The organism is Hymenobacter aquaticus, from assembly GCF_004765605.1.
Taxonomy (GTDB): domain Bacteria; phylum Bacteroidota; class Bacteroidia; order Cytophagales; family Hymenobacteraceae; genus Hymenobacter; species Hymenobacter aquaticus.
The window spans coordinates 1,704,029-1,719,185 of record NZ_SRLC01000001.1; the positions used below are offsets into that span (position 1 = coordinate 1,704,029).

At 62.9% G+C, this 15,157-nt stretch carries 14 protein-coding genes; 8 read left to right on the plus strand and 6 right to left on the minus strand.

The window, feature by feature from the left end; translation table 11 throughout:
- Positions 1 to 189 precede the first annotated feature (189 nt).
- From E5K00_RS07020 to E5K00_RS07035, 4 genes are all read left to right on the plus strand, one after another.
- Positions 190 to 972: a DUF1573 domain-containing protein gene (locus tag E5K00_RS07020; RefSeq protein ID WP_135462525.1), complete on the plus strand. Its 783-nt coding sequence runs from the start codon at positions 190 to 192 to the stop codon at positions 970 to 972.
- Positions 973 to 1,299: 327 nt separating this feature from the next.
- Positions 1,300 to 2,427: an alanine dehydrogenase gene (ald, locus tag E5K00_RS07025; protein WP_135462526.1), complete on the plus strand. Its 1,128-nt coding sequence runs from the start codon at positions 1,300 to 1,302 to the stop codon at positions 2,425 to 2,427.
- Positions 2,428 to 2,494: 67 nt separating this feature from the next.
- Positions 2,495 to 3,097, plus strand: coding sequence for an SMI1/KNR4 family protein (locus E5K00_RS07030; protein ID WP_135462527.1), 603 nt, complete (start codon positions 2,495 to 2,497; stop codon positions 3,095 to 3,097).
- A gap of 15 nt (positions 3,098 to 3,112) precedes the next feature.
- Positions 3,113 to 5,017 (plus strand): LTA synthase family protein, encoded by a 1,905-nt coding sequence (locus tag E5K00_RS07035; RefSeq protein WP_135462528.1) that lies wholly within the window; start codon positions 3,113 to 3,115, stop codon positions 5,015 to 5,017.
- A gap of 18 nt (positions 5,018 to 5,035) precedes the next feature.
- On the opposite strand, the gene E5K00_RS07040 is transcribed toward E5K00_RS07035, so the two are convergent.
- The 3 genes from E5K00_RS07040 to E5K00_RS07050 all read right to left on the minus strand — a co-directional run bounded on the left by E5K00_RS07040 (position 5,036) and on the right by E5K00_RS07050 (position 7,797).
- The gene (locus E5K00_RS07040; protein WP_135462529.1) at positions 5,036 to 5,443 is read right to left on the minus strand and encodes a response regulator; all 408 of its coding nucleotides are present in this window, start codon (positions 5,441 to 5,443) and stop codon (positions 5,036 to 5,038) included.
- Entirely contained in the window at positions 5,415 to 7,286 is a 1,872-nt protein-coding gene (locus tag E5K00_RS07045; RefSeq protein ID WP_135462530.1) for a PAS domain-containing sensor histidine kinase, read from the minus strand. Before E5K00_RS07045 ends, E5K00_RS07040 begins: the two co-directional genes overlap by 29 nt.
- Positions 7,287 to 7,389: 103 nt before the next feature.
- The gene (locus E5K00_RS07050) at positions 7,390 to 7,797 is read right to left on the minus strand and encodes a type I restriction enzyme HsdR N-terminal domain-containing protein (RefSeq protein WP_317128874.1); all 408 of its coding nucleotides are present in this window, start codon (positions 7,795 to 7,797) and stop codon (positions 7,390 to 7,392) included.
- 265 nt (positions 7,798 to 8,062) lie between these two features.
- Between E5K00_RS07050 and E5K00_RS07055 the strand changes: the two genes are divergently transcribed.
- From E5K00_RS07055 to E5K00_RS07065, 3 genes are all read left to right on the plus strand, one after another.
- Positions 8,063 to 8,836: an AMP nucleosidase gene (locus tag E5K00_RS07055; protein ID WP_135462532.1), complete on the plus strand. Its 774-nt coding sequence runs from the start codon at positions 8,063 to 8,065 to the stop codon at positions 8,834 to 8,836.
- Positions 8,837 to 8,982: 146 nt separating this feature from the next.
- The gene (locus E5K00_RS07060; protein ID WP_135462533.1) at positions 8,983 to 9,414 is read left to right on the plus strand and encodes a hypothetical protein; all 432 of its coding nucleotides are present in this window, start codon (positions 8,983 to 8,985) and stop codon (positions 9,412 to 9,414) included.
- 43 nt (positions 9,415 to 9,457) lie between these two features.
- Positions 9,458 to 11,113, plus strand: a complete 1,656-nt coding sequence (locus tag E5K00_RS07065) for an amidohydrolase (RefSeq protein ID WP_135462534.1) — start codon at positions 9,458 to 9,460, stop codon at positions 11,111 to 11,113.
- A 398-nt stretch (positions 11,114 to 11,511) separates the two neighbouring features.
- On the opposite strand, the gene E5K00_RS07070 is transcribed toward E5K00_RS07065, so the two are convergent.
- Positions 11,512 to 12,033 carry a DinB family protein gene (locus tag E5K00_RS07070; protein ID WP_135462535.1) on the minus strand — a complete coding sequence of 174 codons (522 nt, stop codon included), beginning with the start codon at positions 12,031 to 12,033 and terminating at the stop codon, positions 11,512 to 11,514.
- A 133-nt stretch (positions 12,034 to 12,166) separates the two neighbouring features.
- Positions 12,167 to 13,603, minus strand: coding sequence for an MFS transporter (locus E5K00_RS07075; RefSeq protein WP_135462536.1), 1,437 nt, complete (start codon positions 13,601 to 13,603; stop codon positions 12,167 to 12,169).
- Between the two features lie 294 nt (positions 13,604 to 13,897).
- Here E5K00_RS07075 and E5K00_RS07080 point away from each other — a divergent pair, with 294 nt between their 5' ends.
- Positions 13,898 to 14,275 carry a hypothetical protein gene (locus tag E5K00_RS07080; RefSeq protein ID WP_135462537.1) on the plus strand — a complete coding sequence of 126 codons (378 nt, stop codon included), beginning with the start codon at positions 13,898 to 13,900 and terminating at the stop codon, positions 14,273 to 14,275.
- Between the two features lie 93 nt (positions 14,276 to 14,368).
- On the opposite strand, the gene E5K00_RS07085 is transcribed toward E5K00_RS07080, so the two are convergent.
- Positions 14,369 to 15,028, minus strand: a complete 660-nt coding sequence (locus E5K00_RS07085; RefSeq protein WP_167856779.1) for an HNH endonuclease family protein — start codon at positions 15,026 to 15,028, stop codon at positions 14,369 to 14,371.
- Between the last annotated feature and the right edge of the window lie 129 nt (positions 15,029 to 15,157).

Here is a 15,157-nt window from a genome sequence, read left to right on the forward strand (position 1 = left end):
AAGGGCAAAACAATCGGGTGGGAACGGGCCGACTCGGAAGTGGGCGCTCAAAAGTACGGATTTGGGCGCGAGCTTTCACGAAGCGGCTTTTTGGCACCCCTACGCAACAGGCGCGTTTTTGTCTATCTTTGGGTGGGCTAGGCCTGGCCGCCCGCTATTTTGCGCCTGATTTGTATTTACCTACTTCCTATGAAAAACCTTGTCTCCTTTTTCCTGGCCGTAGTCCTCGGCCTGCTTCAGCTCGGGGCCCGGGCCCAGGGTGTGATGACCTTCGAGAAAGATCTGCACGACTTCGGCAACGTAGCCGAGGGCACGATGGCCACCCACGAGTTTAAGTTTAAGAACACCGGCAACCAGCCCATTATCATTGCCAACGTGCAGGCCAGCTGCGGCTGCACCACCCCCGACTGGACCAAGACGCCGGTGCTGCCCGGCAAGAGCGGCATCATCAAGGCCATGTACAGCAGCGCGGGGCGGCCCGGCATTTTCAACAAAACCGTGACCGTGACCAGCAACGCGGCCACGCCCAGCGCGGTGCTCACCATCAAGGGCAACGTGCTGAACAAGGACGAGGTGAAGGCTACGCTGACGCCGGCCCAGCTGGCGCAGTCGCCCCGCCTGGTGCTGGACCGCACCACCCACGATTTCGGCAAGATGGAAGCCGGCCAGCAGCCAGTCGCCAAGTTCACGGTGAAGAATACCGGCAAGCAGGACCTGGTGCTGGGTACCCTCACCTCGAGCTGCAACTGCGTGGGCTACCGGGCCACGCCCCAGGCCATCAAGCCCGGCCAGAGCAGCACCGTGGAGCTGATCTACGCCCAGCGCCAGCTGGGCAAAATGGCCGATGCCGTTACCATTGCCTCCAACGACCTGAACGGCGACACCAAGCTCACGCTGAAAGCCACCGTGGTGCGCGACCTGAACGCGGCCAGCATGGTGAAGGAAAGCGGCGTGGCCGTACCGTTCAAGTAACAAGCCATTTTGCGGCTGTCAGCTTCCAGCTGGCACACGCACCGCAGGAGCCAGCCAGCCAGCAGAAAAAAGCCCTTTACCACCGATGTGGTAAAGGGCTTTTTTCATAGCATCAGGGTTGTCACTCCGGAGAGGAAGGTCGTTTACTACACTTCGTTTCGCGCAGGATGACCGACGGGAAAGAAGAGGCTTGCTTGCCAATAATGCAACCCGGCGGAACCTTCCTTGTCAATAGCCGCATTTTACACCCGTCGAAGCCGGCTTCTTTTGTATCTTTGCGGCCGTTTTCAGCAAGAGTATTTCTCCACCCCACCTTTAGCTTCTGCCATGATCATCGGCGTACCGAAAGAAATCAAAAACAACGAAAACCGTGTTGGCCTCACCCCTGCTGGCGTAGCCGAGTTCCGCAAGCATGGCCACGACGTGTTCGTGCAGGCCACGGCCGGTGAAGGCAGCGGTTTTGCGGATGCCGAGTATGAGCAGGCCGGCGCTACCGTGCTGGCGACCATCGAGGAAGTGTACGCCAAGGCCGAAATGATTGTGAAGGTGAAGGAGCCGATTGCCTCGGAATACCCGCTCATCAAGGAAAACCAGCTGCTGTTCACCTACTTCCACTTTGCCTCGGGCGAAGAGCTGACCCACGCCATGATTGAGCGCAAGGCCGTGTGCCTGGCCTACGAAACCGTGGAGCTGCCCTCGCGCGCCCTGCCCCTGCTCATTCCGATGAGCGAAGTGGCCGGCCGCATGGCCCCGCAGGAAGGCGCCAAGTACCTGGAGAAGCCCATGAAAGGCCGCGGCATTCTGCTCGGCGGCGTACCCGGCGTGAAGCCCGCCCACGTGGTGGTGCTCGGCGGGGGCATCGTGGGCACCCAGGCGGCCAAAGTAGCGGCCGGCTTCGGCGCCCAGGTGACCATCATGGACATCAGCCTGAACCGTCTGCGCGAGCTGGACGACATCATGCCCAAGAACGTGGTGACGCAGTATTCGAACGAGTACAACATCCGCGAAGCCATCAAAACCGCGGACCTGGTGGTGGGGGCCGTGCTGATTCCCGGCGCCAAGGCTCCCCACCTGATTACGCGCGACATGCTTAAGACCATGCGCCCCGGCACGGTGCTCGTGGACGTGGCCGTGGACCAAGGTGGCTGCATCGAAACCTGCACGCCCACGACCCACGAAAACCCGACCTTCATCATCGACGACATCGTGCACTACTGCGTGGCCAACATGCCCGGGGCCGTGCCCTACACCTCGACCCTGGCGCTGACCAACGCTACGCTGCCCTACGCCGTGAAGCTGGCCAACCTGGGCTGGCAGGAAGCCTGCCGCCGCGACGCCTCGCTGCGCCTGGGCCTGAACGTGGTACACGGCGAAGTAGTGTACCCCGGCGTAGCCGAAGCCTGGAACCTGCCGCTGGTGAGCGTGGATTCGGTGCTGGAAACCGCTACTGCCTAAGCTTTACCTCACGTAAAAAAAGCCTTCCTGACGGAGCCGTCGGGAAGGCTTTTTTGTACTGTACTCCATGAAAGGAATTCTGTATACCGGCGGCGAGCTGACCGACCTCGTGAGCTTTGCCCGCCTTCCCTCCTATTTGCAGGCCTTTCTGCGCGAGCAGAACGGCGTGGTGGCCTACTTCGGCGGACTGCACCTGCGCGGCTGCGTCAGTGAGCCCAGCTGGCACGCGCTGCAACCCGCCTGGCAGGGCGAAGCCGCCTTCTGGCGCACCTACGAGGCGGTGCTCGAAACCGACGTTCCCTTTGCCCAGGACTGCGTGGGCAACCAGTTTCTGCTGCGCGGCGACGCGGTGCTGTTTCTGGACACCGAAACCGGGGAGCTGGCCGATCTGGAAGTCGACTTCAAGCACTTCCTGTTCGGCATCGAGAAGTTTCCGCTGGATGCCCTGGGCATGGAGCCGCTGCGCAGCTTTCAGCAGCGGGGCGGGGCGTTGCAGCCCGGCCAGCTGCTGAGCGTCTATCCGCCGGTGTGCATTGCCTCCAGCGAAAACAAGGCGCGCCTGAAGCCCCAGCCGGCGGCCGAGCGGCTGGCCTGGCTGGCCGACTTCTACCGCCAGATCAAGGACTTGCCCAGCGGGCAGCGCATCCACCTCAAGCCTAGTCAGGACTAACGTTTCTTTGCCCGCATGATTCCCCCGCTGTTGCGTTTGCTGTTGCGCCGCCTGCTGCTGCTGATGGGTGCCTACGTGTTTCTGCGCCTGGGTTTCTATCTGGCCAACCGGGTTGCTTTTCTGGAGGCCGGCACCGACCAGGTTCTGTGGGCGTTCTGGCACGGCTTCCGGTTCGATATTTCGGCCATTCTGCTGCAGAACATTCCGTTTCTGCTGCTTTCCCTGGTGCCGGCTTTCGGCCTGGGCTGGCAACGGTTTCTGCGGGGCCTGTACCTGGTGCTGAACGCGCCGGCGCTGGCCGTCAACATCATCGACAGCGTGTATTTTAAGTTTATCGGGCGTCGCACCTCCGATGAGCTCTTCACCATCACCGGCGACATTCAGCGGCAGGCCGGGCAGCTGGTGGGCCACTACTGGTTTCTGCTGCTGCCGTTCGGGCTGCTGGTTGCATTGCTGTGGTATTTCTACCCGCTGCCCACGGCCCGGGACGCGGAATACTACGCCCGGGAGCCGCGCACCATCCGGCGCTTTGCCCGCCAGGCCCTGGAAGTGGTGCTGCTGGCCGCCCTCACGGTGCTGGGCATCCGGGGCGGCCTGCAGCTCAAGCCCCTGCGCACCGGCCACGCTTTCATGCAAACCTCGCCGCCGATTCTGGGCCACGTGGCGCTGAACAGTACGTTTACCTTCCAGAAAAGCTTCGGCTACGAGCCCGTCGAGCGGCGCCACTACTTTGCCTCGCCGGCGGCCCTGCGCGCGGCGCTGGCCGTGCACAAGCCCCGCCCGCGCCCCGGCGCCCCGCGCGACAACGTGGTGATTCTGCTGGTGGAAAGCTTTGCCTCGGAGTACAACGGCGTCGAAAACGGCGGCAAGGGTTACACCCCGTTCTTCGATTCGCTGGCTACGCAAGGGCTGCTGTTCCGGGACCATTACGCCAACGGCCGCCGCTCCATCGAGGCGCTGCCGGCGGTGCTGGCGGGCCTGCCGGGTTTGATGGAAAGCCCATTTATCACCTCCAACTTCCAGACCGACGAGCTGCACGGCCTGGGCGAGCTGCTGGGCCGCCACGGCTATTCCACCTCGGTGTTTCACGGGGCCGAAAACGGCACGATGGGCTTCAACACCTTCAGCGGCATTGCCGGCATGCAGCGCTACTACGGGCTGAACGAATATCCCGGCGGAGCCAAAAGCCCCGATTACGACGGGCACTGGGGCATTTTCGACGAACCCTACCTGCGCTACTTTGCCCGGGAGCTGAGCCAGCAACGGGAGCCGTTCTTGTCGACGGTATTCACGCTGACTTCCCACGAGCCGTTTCCGGTGCCGGCCCAGTACAAGGGGCGGTTTGCGGCCGGCGAGCTGCCGATTCACGCCTCCATCGGCTACACCGACTTTGCCCTGCGCCAGTTTTTCAAGGAAGCCGCCCGGCAGCCCTGGTTTAGCCGCACGCTGTTTATCCTGCTGGCCGACCACACCTCCCAGACCCTGCGCCCCGAGTACCAGAACGTGCTGGGCTCGTTTAAAACGCCGCTGCTGCTCTACCGCCCCGGCGGGCCGCTGCCGGCCGCCGACGTGCACCGCATCACCCAGCAAGCCGACGTGACGCCCACGGTCATCGACTATCTGGGCATTGCGGCCGACCGGCAGCTGCTGCCCTTCGGCTACTCGGTGTTCGACTCGACGACCACCGGCCGGGCCATTTTTCTGCGCGACAACTCGCACTTTCTCGTGCACCAGGACTACGTGACGGAGCTGACGGCCACCAACGAGCTGCGGCTCTACCCCTACCAGACGCACAGCATGCCCGCCGAGCCAATCAAAAACCCGGACCCGCAGAAGCTCAAGCAGTACGGCGACGAGCTCAAGGCCTGCCTGCAATTGTTTACCAACGGCCTGCTCGACAACTCGCTCTATAAGTACTAGGTTGCCCGCTGGCGGCGGCTACTCGCTGGCCTCATCGACCAGCTGCGAGTGAATAGCCCGGATTTCCTCGCTGTCGATGGGCTTGTGAATCAGGCCGGCTACCAGGTCGTACTCGCGGGACTTTTCCAGATCCGATAGGGCCAGGGACGAGGTGAGAATGTAGATGTGGCAGTGGCCGCGCAGCTCTTCGCGGTAGGGTGCCAGGGCATCCAGAAACTGCCAGCCGTTCATCAGGGGCATGTTCAGATCCAGGAAAACCACGGTGGGGTCGGCCTTTTCTTTTTCCTGCACCAGCTCCCGCAAGGCCTCGGTGGCCGACTGAAACGTGCAGATCGTATTCGAAAACCCTTCGGCGCGCAACAACTGCTCAGTCAGGTAGATACCTAGGTCGTCGTCGTCAATCAGGTAGGTTTTCATCAGCGGCATATTGGCTAAAGTAGAGAATAAATTGGGTTCCCACGTTTACCTGGCTTCGCACGGTTATTTGCCCGTGCATCGATTCCACGTGGGCCTTCACCAGAAACAGCCCGATGCCCCGGCCCGGCTTGGTGGGGTGAAAGCGTCGGTACAGCTGAAATAGCGCGTCGCCGGCCTGCTCCTGGTCGAAGCCGGAGCCATTATCGGCCACCACGATGGTCGTATCCTGGTCCGGGCCGCGCGTGCCGGTAATGGTGATGCGCAGGGGCCGCGCGTCCGAGCGGTATTTGATGGCGTTGGAAAGCAGGTTGTGAAAGATGCTGTGGAAATAGGCCCGGCTACCCAGCACCCGCAGCTCTTCGGGCACGTCGATGCGCAGCTCGCCGCCGCACTCCCGCAGCAGCTCCTCCAGCCCGTGCAGGGCCTGCCGGCACACGGCGGCCAGGGCCACGGGCTCGGGCCGGTAGCCGTGCTGCCGGTCGCGCACCGAGAGAATGTTGTTGACATCGGTCAGCACGTCATCGAGCTTGTGCAGGCTGGTGCGCAGGTTTTTCAGCGAATCGTCGAACACCGCGGACTGCTTTTCCACGCGGGCCAGCAGGTCGGCGAAGCCCAGGGCGTTGGCCAGCGGGGCCCGCAGGTTGTGCGACACGATATAAGTAAACTGCTGCAAGTCGGTGTACTGGGCCAGCAGCTTCTCGGCCATCTGCTGCTGCCGCTCCTCGGCTTCCGTGCGCTCGGTAATGTCCTGCATGGCCCCGATCATGCGCAGTGGCCGGCCCTGCTCGTCGCGCAGAATGTAGCCCCGGTCGAAGACCACCGACCAGGAGCCGTCGGCCCGGCCAAACCGGTACTCTTTCTGCCAGAAAGTGTTGGTGGTGGCAAAGGTTGTTTCGCGCAGCCCGCCCACTACCCGCTGCTGGTCTTCGGGGGCTACGTGCTCGGCCCAGAAGCTGAAGGGCGTGGGGTTTTCGGCCAACTGGTGACCGAACAGCGCCTCGAATCCTTCGCCCCAGTACAGCGTGTCGACCGTCACGTTCCAGTCGTAGAGAGCATCGGTGGTGGCTTTCAGCGCGTACTGAAACCGCTCGTTGCTGAGGCGCAGCTTTTCCTCGGCCTGCTGCTGCGGGGTCAGGTCGTGCACGATGCCCACCAGCCGGCAGCAGGCCCCGGTATCGTCCAGCACCGGCGTCACGCTGACTTCGCCCGTCACCCGCCCGGTTGGGTAGTCGGAGGTTTCCAGCCAAACCACCCGCTCCCGGCTGGTCAGGGCCTCCCGGTATTTTTGCAGCACCAGACTCAGCGAAGGTTCCGGAATGACGTCGTGCACGTAGCGGCCCACCACCTGTTCCACCGGCAGGCCCGTGGTTTTGGCAAAGGCCCGGTTGACGAAGCCAAACCGGTAGCGGCCCTCGCCTTCCACTTCGAGCACAAAGGCCACGTCGGCCATGTTGTTGAATATCACCGACAGGTATTGCTCCCGCTCCAGCAGCGGCGTCGGGGCCGAAACCGGCACCACGGGCCGCACCAGGCCGTAGATGCCCGCCCCGGTGCCGTCGGCGGCCCCGGGCAGCGGCAGCAGCGTTACCGATACGAGCTGCGGCTCGGGCTGCCCCAACTGCACCCTTGCCTCGTAGCGCAGCTCTCCACCGGCGGCCACGTGCGCCAGCGCCGGGCCGGCCCCGGCGGGCGGCAGCAGCTCCGGCAGCCGGGCGGCGGTGAGGGGTCCCAGCCAGGCGGTCAGGCCCGGCGTAGCGTGCAGCAACTCGCCTTGCGCGCTCAGCACAAAGGCGGCGGTGGCCTGGTTTTGCTCGGCGGGCGTGCTGTCCAGGGGCGTGGCAGGGTTCATCATAGCCGGAAGATAAGTTTTCTAGCTCAACGCTATACTGTTGGGTCGGGCGCTGGCAGCAACCGGGCCAGCCGGGAAGCGGAGGCAAGGCGCAGCCTCCGCCGGCTTAAGCCGGAGGGGCCACGGCCTCGGTATACGAGGGAATGGCGCCGAGCCGCTCGTTGGTGCGCTCCGCGAAATGTACGCGCCAGCAGTAGTGCTGCAACCCGTTGGTGAGCAGCAGCAGCGGGGCCCCGATGGTCTGGTTATAAGTGGCCGCCTGGTGGGCCACGGCCGCCGTGATGGGCACCGAGGGCGCCTTGCACTCGACCAGCAGCAGCGGCTTGCCGGCCGCGTCGAAGGCGCACAGGTCGGTGCGCTTCTGGCGCTGGTTGTAGGCGTGGCCCCGCTCCAGGCTGAGCAGCCCTTTCGGATAGCCCAGATGGTCAATCAGATAATGCACCACGTGCTGGCGCACCCATTCTTCGGGCGTCAGCACCACTTGTTTGCGGCGCAGGATATCCCAGATTAGCAAATTTTCGCCGGATTGGGTAACTTTGTACTCGAAAGGCGGCAGACTCAGTTCTTGCATCACCTACAAAGGTACGGCCCGGAGCCTCTGCTACTGCTTTTCGTCCGGGTACCGTCGTACAGTTGTTCGACGGTTTTTTTGTACCCCAGCGGTGAGGTGGTGAGTTAGCGACTTAGTGAGTCTGTTGTTTAATGACTCGTTATTTTCTCTATTTCACCGAGCCAATCACTCACTAAATCACCAACTCACTAAATCACCAATTCACCGTATGAAAACCAAAGCCGACATTGTCGAGAACTGGCTGCCCCGCTACACCGGCGTGCCGCTGGGCGAGTTTGGCCAGTACATCCTGCTGACCAACTTTATCAACTACGTGACCATGTTCGCCGAGCAGTTCGGCGTCGAAATCCGGGGAATTGATAAGCCCATGCAAACGGCTACGGCCAACAACATCACCATTATCAACTTCGGCATGGGCTCGCCGATGGCCGCGACGGTCATGGACCTGCTGGGCGCCATCAAGCCCAAGGCGGCGCTGTTTCTGGGCAAGTGCGGCGGTTTGAAAAACAAGACCAAGCTGGGTGATTTGATCCTGCCCATCGCTGCCATTCGCGGCGAGGGTACGTCGGATGACTACCTGCCGGCCGAAATTCCGGCCCTGCCCTCGTTCCGCTTGCAGCGGGCCGTGAGCAGCATGATCAAGAAGCACGAGAAAGACTACTGGACCGGCACGGTGTACACCACCAACCGGCGCGTGTGGGAGCACGACGAGAACTTCAAGGACTACCTGCGCCAGATCCGGGCTATGGCCGTGGACATGGAAACGGCCACGATTTTCACCGTGGGCTTCGTCAACGAAATTCCCCACGGCGCCCTGCTGCTGGTGAGCGACAACCCGATGACGCCCGAGGGCGTGAAAACCTCCGAGAGCGACAAAAAGGTGACGTCCGACTACGTGACCTCCCACCTGCAAATCGGTATCGACTCGCTGATTGAGCTGCAAAACTCCGGCGAATCGGTGAAGCACATGCGCTTCGAGTAGGCAAAACGGCTGCTACCGACGAGTTTACGAGTCGAAGTAACTTCGCAAAAATCCCCGGTGCCGCCCTCGGTGCCGGGGATTTTTTGTAATCTGCGGCCTCAATCCCGCATTCCGCCCCCTTCCCGACCACTCATACCTGCCCGCTTATGCCCGTGTTTGCTACTCCTTACCTGGAAATCTACCACGACGCGCCCCGGCAGATACTCACGGCCAAGTGGCTGCGCGGCGTGATGCCCTTCGAGCTGCACCGGGGCTACCACGCCCTGCTCGACCAGGCCGTGGCGCACGACTGCCGCTTCTGGCTGCTCGACATCCGGCGCCGCGCCGGCATCGACTCCGCCGACGTGCTCTGGACCCTGAACGAGTTTTTGCCCCTGGTGCAGCCCCGGCTGAAGCGCACCACGTACCTGGCCTTCCTGATGGCGCCCCACCACCTGGCCGGCGACCTGGCCGACGGCCGCGTGCCCGACGCCACATACTACGATAAGCGGCCCTACCGCAACGAGCGGTTTACCGACAAGGAACCCGCCCTGGAGTGGCTGCAGCACTGCCAGCAGCTGGAGACCGTAACCGGCTAACCGGGGCTCTGGCAGAACAGCAGCCGGTGCGTACCTTCGCCCCATGACTTCGATTCTGCGCTCTTCTCTGCTGTTGCCGCTGCTGGGCCTGGCAGCTTCCTGCTCCTCGCCTTCCGCGCGCCAGCCCGCCGACCTGCTGGTCTACAATGCCACGGTCTACACCGTCGACTCCACCTTTTCCCAGGCCCAGGCCTTTGCCGTGCAGGATGGCAAGTTTGTAGCCGTGGGCCCGGCCGCCGAGCTGCGCCAGCAGTTTCAGGCCAAGCAGGAAGTCGACGCCCAGGGGCAGTTTATCTACCCCGGCTTTTATGATGCGCACTGCCACTTCTACCGCTACGCCCTGGGTTTGCGCGACGCCAACCTGGTGGGCACCGCGTCGTGGGCGGAGGTGCTGGACAAGCTGCGGCAGCACCGCCGCCAGTACCCGCAGGCCGCCTGGCTCACGGGCCGGGGCTGGGACCAGAACGACTGGGCCACCAAGCAGTTTCCGACCAAAGCCGAGCTGGACCGCCTGTTCCCCAACGTGCCGGTGTTCCTGATTCGGGTGGACGGGCACGCCGCCCTGGTCAATCAGAAAGCTCTGGACCTGGCCGGCGTTACGGCCCGCACGCCTATCAGCGGCGGCACCATTACCAAGGCCGCCGACGGCCAGCTTACCGGCCTGCTCGTGGATAACGCCGTGGATCTGGTGTCGGGGAAGATTCCGGAGCCGACGCCGGCCGAGGCCAACACCCTGCTGCTGCAAGCCCAGCAGCAGTGCCTGGCCGTGGGCCTGACCAGCCTCGCCGACGCGGGCCTCGACAAAGCCAACATCGACCGGCTGGCAGCCTTGCAGCAGCAGCACAAGCTCAAGCTGCGCCTCTACGCCATGCTCAACCCCACGGCGGCCAACAAGGCGTTTTACTTCCAGAACGGCCCCGTTTTTCAGGACCGGCTCACGGTAAATTCCTTTAAAGTATACGCCGACGGCGCCCTGGGCTCCCGCGGGGCCTGCCTGGTAGAGCCCTACCACGACCGGCCCAAGGAAACCGGCTTTCTGCTGTCTACCGAGCAGGAATACCGGCAGCTGGCTAAGGACATTGCGGCCAGCAAGTTCCAGATGAACACCCACGCCATCGGCGACTCGGCCAACCGGATTATCCTCAACATCTACGGCGAGGCCCTGCGCGGCGACAAAACCCGGCGCTGGCGCATCGAGCACGCCCAGGTGATTACCCCGGCCGACATGCCCAAGTTCGCGCAGTTCGGCATCGTGCCCTCGGTGCAGCCTACCCACGCTACCTCCGATATGTACTGGGCCGGCGAGCGGCTGGGCCCGCAGCGCCTGAAAACGGCCTACGCCTACGAGGAGCTGCGCAAGCAGTACGGGCAGGTGGCGCTGGGCTCCGACTTCCCTGTGGAGGATATCAACCCGCTGTTCGGCTTCCACTCGGCCGTGGCCCGGCAGGATGCCAAGAATTACCCCAGTGGCGGCTTCCAGATGGAAAACGCCCTGAGTCGCCCCGACGCCCTGCGCGGCATGACCACCTGGGCCGCCTACGCCGCCTTCGAGGACCGGCAGAAAGGCAGCATCAAGCCCGGCCAGGCCGCCGACTTCGTGATTCTCAACAAAGACTTACTGAAAGCCCCCGCCAATGAGCTGCGCGGGGCGCAAGTGCAGCAGACGTGGATTGCCGGCGAGCAGGTGTATAAAAGGTGATTTTTTAATGTGCTCAGGTGCTAATGTGGGGAATGTGCTAATCGTCTACCATTGCGAGGCGTCAGCCATTCCGCGCCGCAAGCGGCGTCAATCCATCCTCTGCGCAGGTAGTCACGCCTTTTACCAGAAAGCCCTTTATTCCTGCCGGAGTAAAGGGCTTTCTGTTGTAACGCGAAGTTTCACTTCGCGAGGCGTCGGAGCCGGCTGAACGACCGTCGTTCAACGACTCGCGAAGTAAAACTTCGCGTTACACGGGTCAGGCATCAGGGCTTTTCACATAAGGAAGCTCGGCCCATTTCAGCGGACGGATTGACGCCGCTTGCGGCGCGGAATGACTGACGCCTCGCAATGACAGAACCTCCTTTAGCACATTCAAAACACATTAGCACCTGAGCACATTAAGCAGCGGGTCCTTCGTCGGCGGAGCTGCCGTAGATGGCGGGCACGGGAATGTCGAGCAGGCGTAGGTAGACGCTGAGCTGGCCGCGGTGGTGAATCAGGTGGTTCAGGACCAGGGTGCGGGCCACGGCCGTGCGGGGCAGCTGCATAATCGTCTGCTCGCCGCGGCGCAGGGTCCACAGGTCGTGGAAGGTGGCATCGTCGACGTCGGCCAGAGCTTTGTGGATGTTCTCGGCGTTGAGGTCGAAGCGGCGCAACACTTCGTCGGTATCCGTGGGCGAAGGCGGCGCCTGCCGGGTCAGCATGTCGGTTTCGGGGCCCTGCAACGACATTTCCAGAAAGCCGACCAGGTTGGCTATGTGCGAAGCCAGCGTACCGAGCTTCATGGATTTGGGGTGGGGCTGCCAGCCAAACTGCCCGGTGGGCACGCGCTCCAGCAGGCGGCGGGTGAGTTGCAGCTCGCGCTTCAGCTCCTGGCTCAGGGCGGTTTGCAGGGTGGGTTGAGTGGTCGTGTCGGCCATCGGAAACGGGGTTGGGGTGGAAACTAGGGTTGGTTTACAAGCTGAATCACGCCGAAAAGTTAGCCGCCGGCCGGTAAATAAAGCACCAAAGCCCCACCGGGGGGCGGGGCTTTGGGCAGGATGCCGGGGCGGGCTACTTGGTGGTAGCCGGCATGCCCACATTGGGCGTGGCGGGCGGTGGGCCCACGGCCGGCGTGGTAGTCTGCGGCTCGTCGCGCAGCTTGCGGCCGCGCAGCGTGAGCAGGAACACTAGGCCCAGCACGAAGAACACGATAAGCGAGAGAATACTGTTGCGCATCGAGCCCGTAACCTGGGCAATGACCCCGAACACGGCCGTGCCAATCACGATGCTGAGCTTCTCGGTCACGTCGAAGAAGCTGAAAAAAGCGGCGGTGTTGGGCGTGTTTTCCGGAATAATCTTGGAATAGGTGCTGCGCGACAGGCTCTGGATGGCGCCCATCGTGAGGCCGATAACCGAGGCCAAGGCGTAGAAGCTCCAGCCGGCCTGCACGTAGTAGCCGGCCACGCAGATCAGCATCCAGATAAATACCGACCAGCTCAGGGCCCGGGTGTTGCCGATGCGCTCCGAGAGTTTCGAGAACAGGTACGCGCCCAGAATACCAACCAGCTGGAGCAGCAGAATGGTCAGAATCAGGGCCGAGCTTTCCAGCTTCAGCTCCTCGTCGCCGAAGATGGTGGCCACGTACATCACGGTCTGCACGCCCATGTTGTAGGTGAAGTAGGCCAGCAGGAAGCGTTTCAGGTTGGGCAGGTGCCGGAGCTGGTCCCAGACCTTGCCCAGCTCCCGGAAGCCGTTCAGCAGCCAGCCGGCCTCATCGTCGGCGCCGGCGGGGCGGCCGGGGTCGGCGGGCAGGGCAAAGAAGGGAATCTGGGCGAAGCCGGCCCACCAGAGGCCGGTCAGCAGAAAGGCCAGGCGGGTGGCAAAGCCTTCCTCCAGCCCGAGCTTGTCGTGGCCCATAATCAGGCCTAGACAGATGACCAGCAGCAGCACCGAGCCGATGTAGCCCATCGAAAAGCCCCGGGCCGAGAGCGAATCATACTTTTCCTCCGACGAAATCAGGGGCAGGTAGGAGTTGTAGAACACGATGGAGCCCGAAAAGCCCACCGTGGCCGAAATAAAGATGAAGGTGCTGGCCGTGAAGGTATCGGGGGTGAAGAAGAACAGCGCCGCGCAGGACGCCGCCCCCAGGTAGCAGAAGATCTGCATGAACAGCTTCTTACGACCCGAGAAGTCGGCCAGCGAGGTGAGGAAGGGGCTGATCAGGGCAATGACGAGAAAAGCGGCCGATATGGCGTAGGTCAGCAGCGAGGAGCCCGGCACCTGGAAACCCAGGAAGTCGACCGGGCTTTTGCCGCTGTCGGTGTGGGTTACCTGCTTCACCATCGCGCCCCAGTAAATGGGGAAGATGCTGGAGGTAATGACCAGCGGATACACCGAGTTGGCCCAGTCGTAGAAGGTCCAGCCGCGGGTGATGCGCTTGTCGTCCTTGGGAATGTCGGAGAAGGAAGCGTCGGGCGCGGCGGCCGGAGCAGAGGAAACGGTCGTCATGAAAGCGGAAGTTGGCAGTGTGGTGCTGGGCAAGATAACGGGAATTTGGCGTTGCCGTTGCCGGGCTTGCTTTTCTGGCCGGGGTGGCGGGCCGGCCGGGCCCAGCGGCCAAGCCCCGCGGCGAGTCGGCCGCCGGTCCTGGTAACAGTTTGGTGACAAAAACAAGACCCAGAGTTTCCTTCGGCCCGGGCGGCGGGTGCCACCTTTGCAACGGAAAACGGAAGTACCCCGGCCCCGCGGCCGGACACAGTTGTTTCTCTTGGTTTATTTCACTCCCCTCTCCCTTTCTGCGCTATGAAAAAGAACCTGCTTTCCGCCGCCCTCTTCGCGTCCCTGGCGTTGGCCGCCGCCCGCCCCGCCGCCGCCGATACTCCCGGCCAGCCCGTGTGCCTCCAGCAGCTGGACTCGGTGCGCTACCTGGTGCGCATCGCTAACCCCAGCCAGCAGCCCACCACCCTGCGCCTGCTGCGGCAGGCCGACCAGCGCGTGCTCTACAAAGTACAGAGCCGGCAGCCGGCCTGCGGGCAGCAGCTGAATCTGAGCAACCTCACCGACGGGGCCTACGAGGTGGTGGTCAGCATCGGGGCCGCCACCTACCACTACGGCCTGCGCATCCAGACCACCACCCAGCGCCAGACCCAGCTCGTGCCAGGTCCGGTAGCTAGCCGCTAGGCCCGGCCCCCACTCCGCCTCCCCGGTCGTTTTCCCGCGAAGACCTGCTCCCGTCGGCAGGTCTTTTGTGTGCCTGCCGCGCGGGGTCCGCGGCTACCGGTGCGGTAGGTGCTCGAAGTTGGCGCGCACCATACCGGCGTACTCGGCCGAGTCAAGGAAAGCCCGCTGGTAATCCAATCGGGCCTGCGCTATTTTCAGGCTTAGCTTTTCCTCCGACCCGTACAGCGTTATCAACTGCTGTATATCTACTACTGGAGGATCAAACTCGAACAGCTGAGCCAGAAACTCAATATCCTGCAGACAGCGCAGCCTTTCACGACGGTCATCGAGCAGTTCCTTACGATTGAGGTCGTAGGCAGAGAGGGATGCACGACCGTGCGACGTTAATCCTTTAGCGGCCTCTTCCGCAAAAGTCAAGTGCCGCTCGGGGTCGGGTGTGCTGGCTGGATTCAGCAACAAAGGTTGTTCCCGCGCCACATCATCGTGGTGCATACGGGCACGACCGGCAGGATCATTCGCCAGTGGAAACAACTGTCGCTTACGGACACGGTTACAGTCTTCACAGGCAAAGAGCAGGTTTTGCCAGTCGTAGGCTAGCCAGTAGTAACCAGGGCCCTGTATTTGTCCGGCTGCCGTTTGGCGGTAGCCGGCTTTGGGGCGGTAGTGCTCCACGTCGCCAGGGCTGCTATGGTCGAAGCGGGTTTCGCAGTACGCGCATTTATTATGCTGATCCGCTTTAAGCAGTGCTTTCACGTCGGGGGCAGCATACACACGGCGGAGCGGTTTTAGGGTTGGACTGCCGGGCCGTTGGCAGCCCGCACGGTCCGTATCATAGGCCTGTTCTAGCTGCGCCCGGCCCGCCGCAGCCTGCCGTTGCAGGGA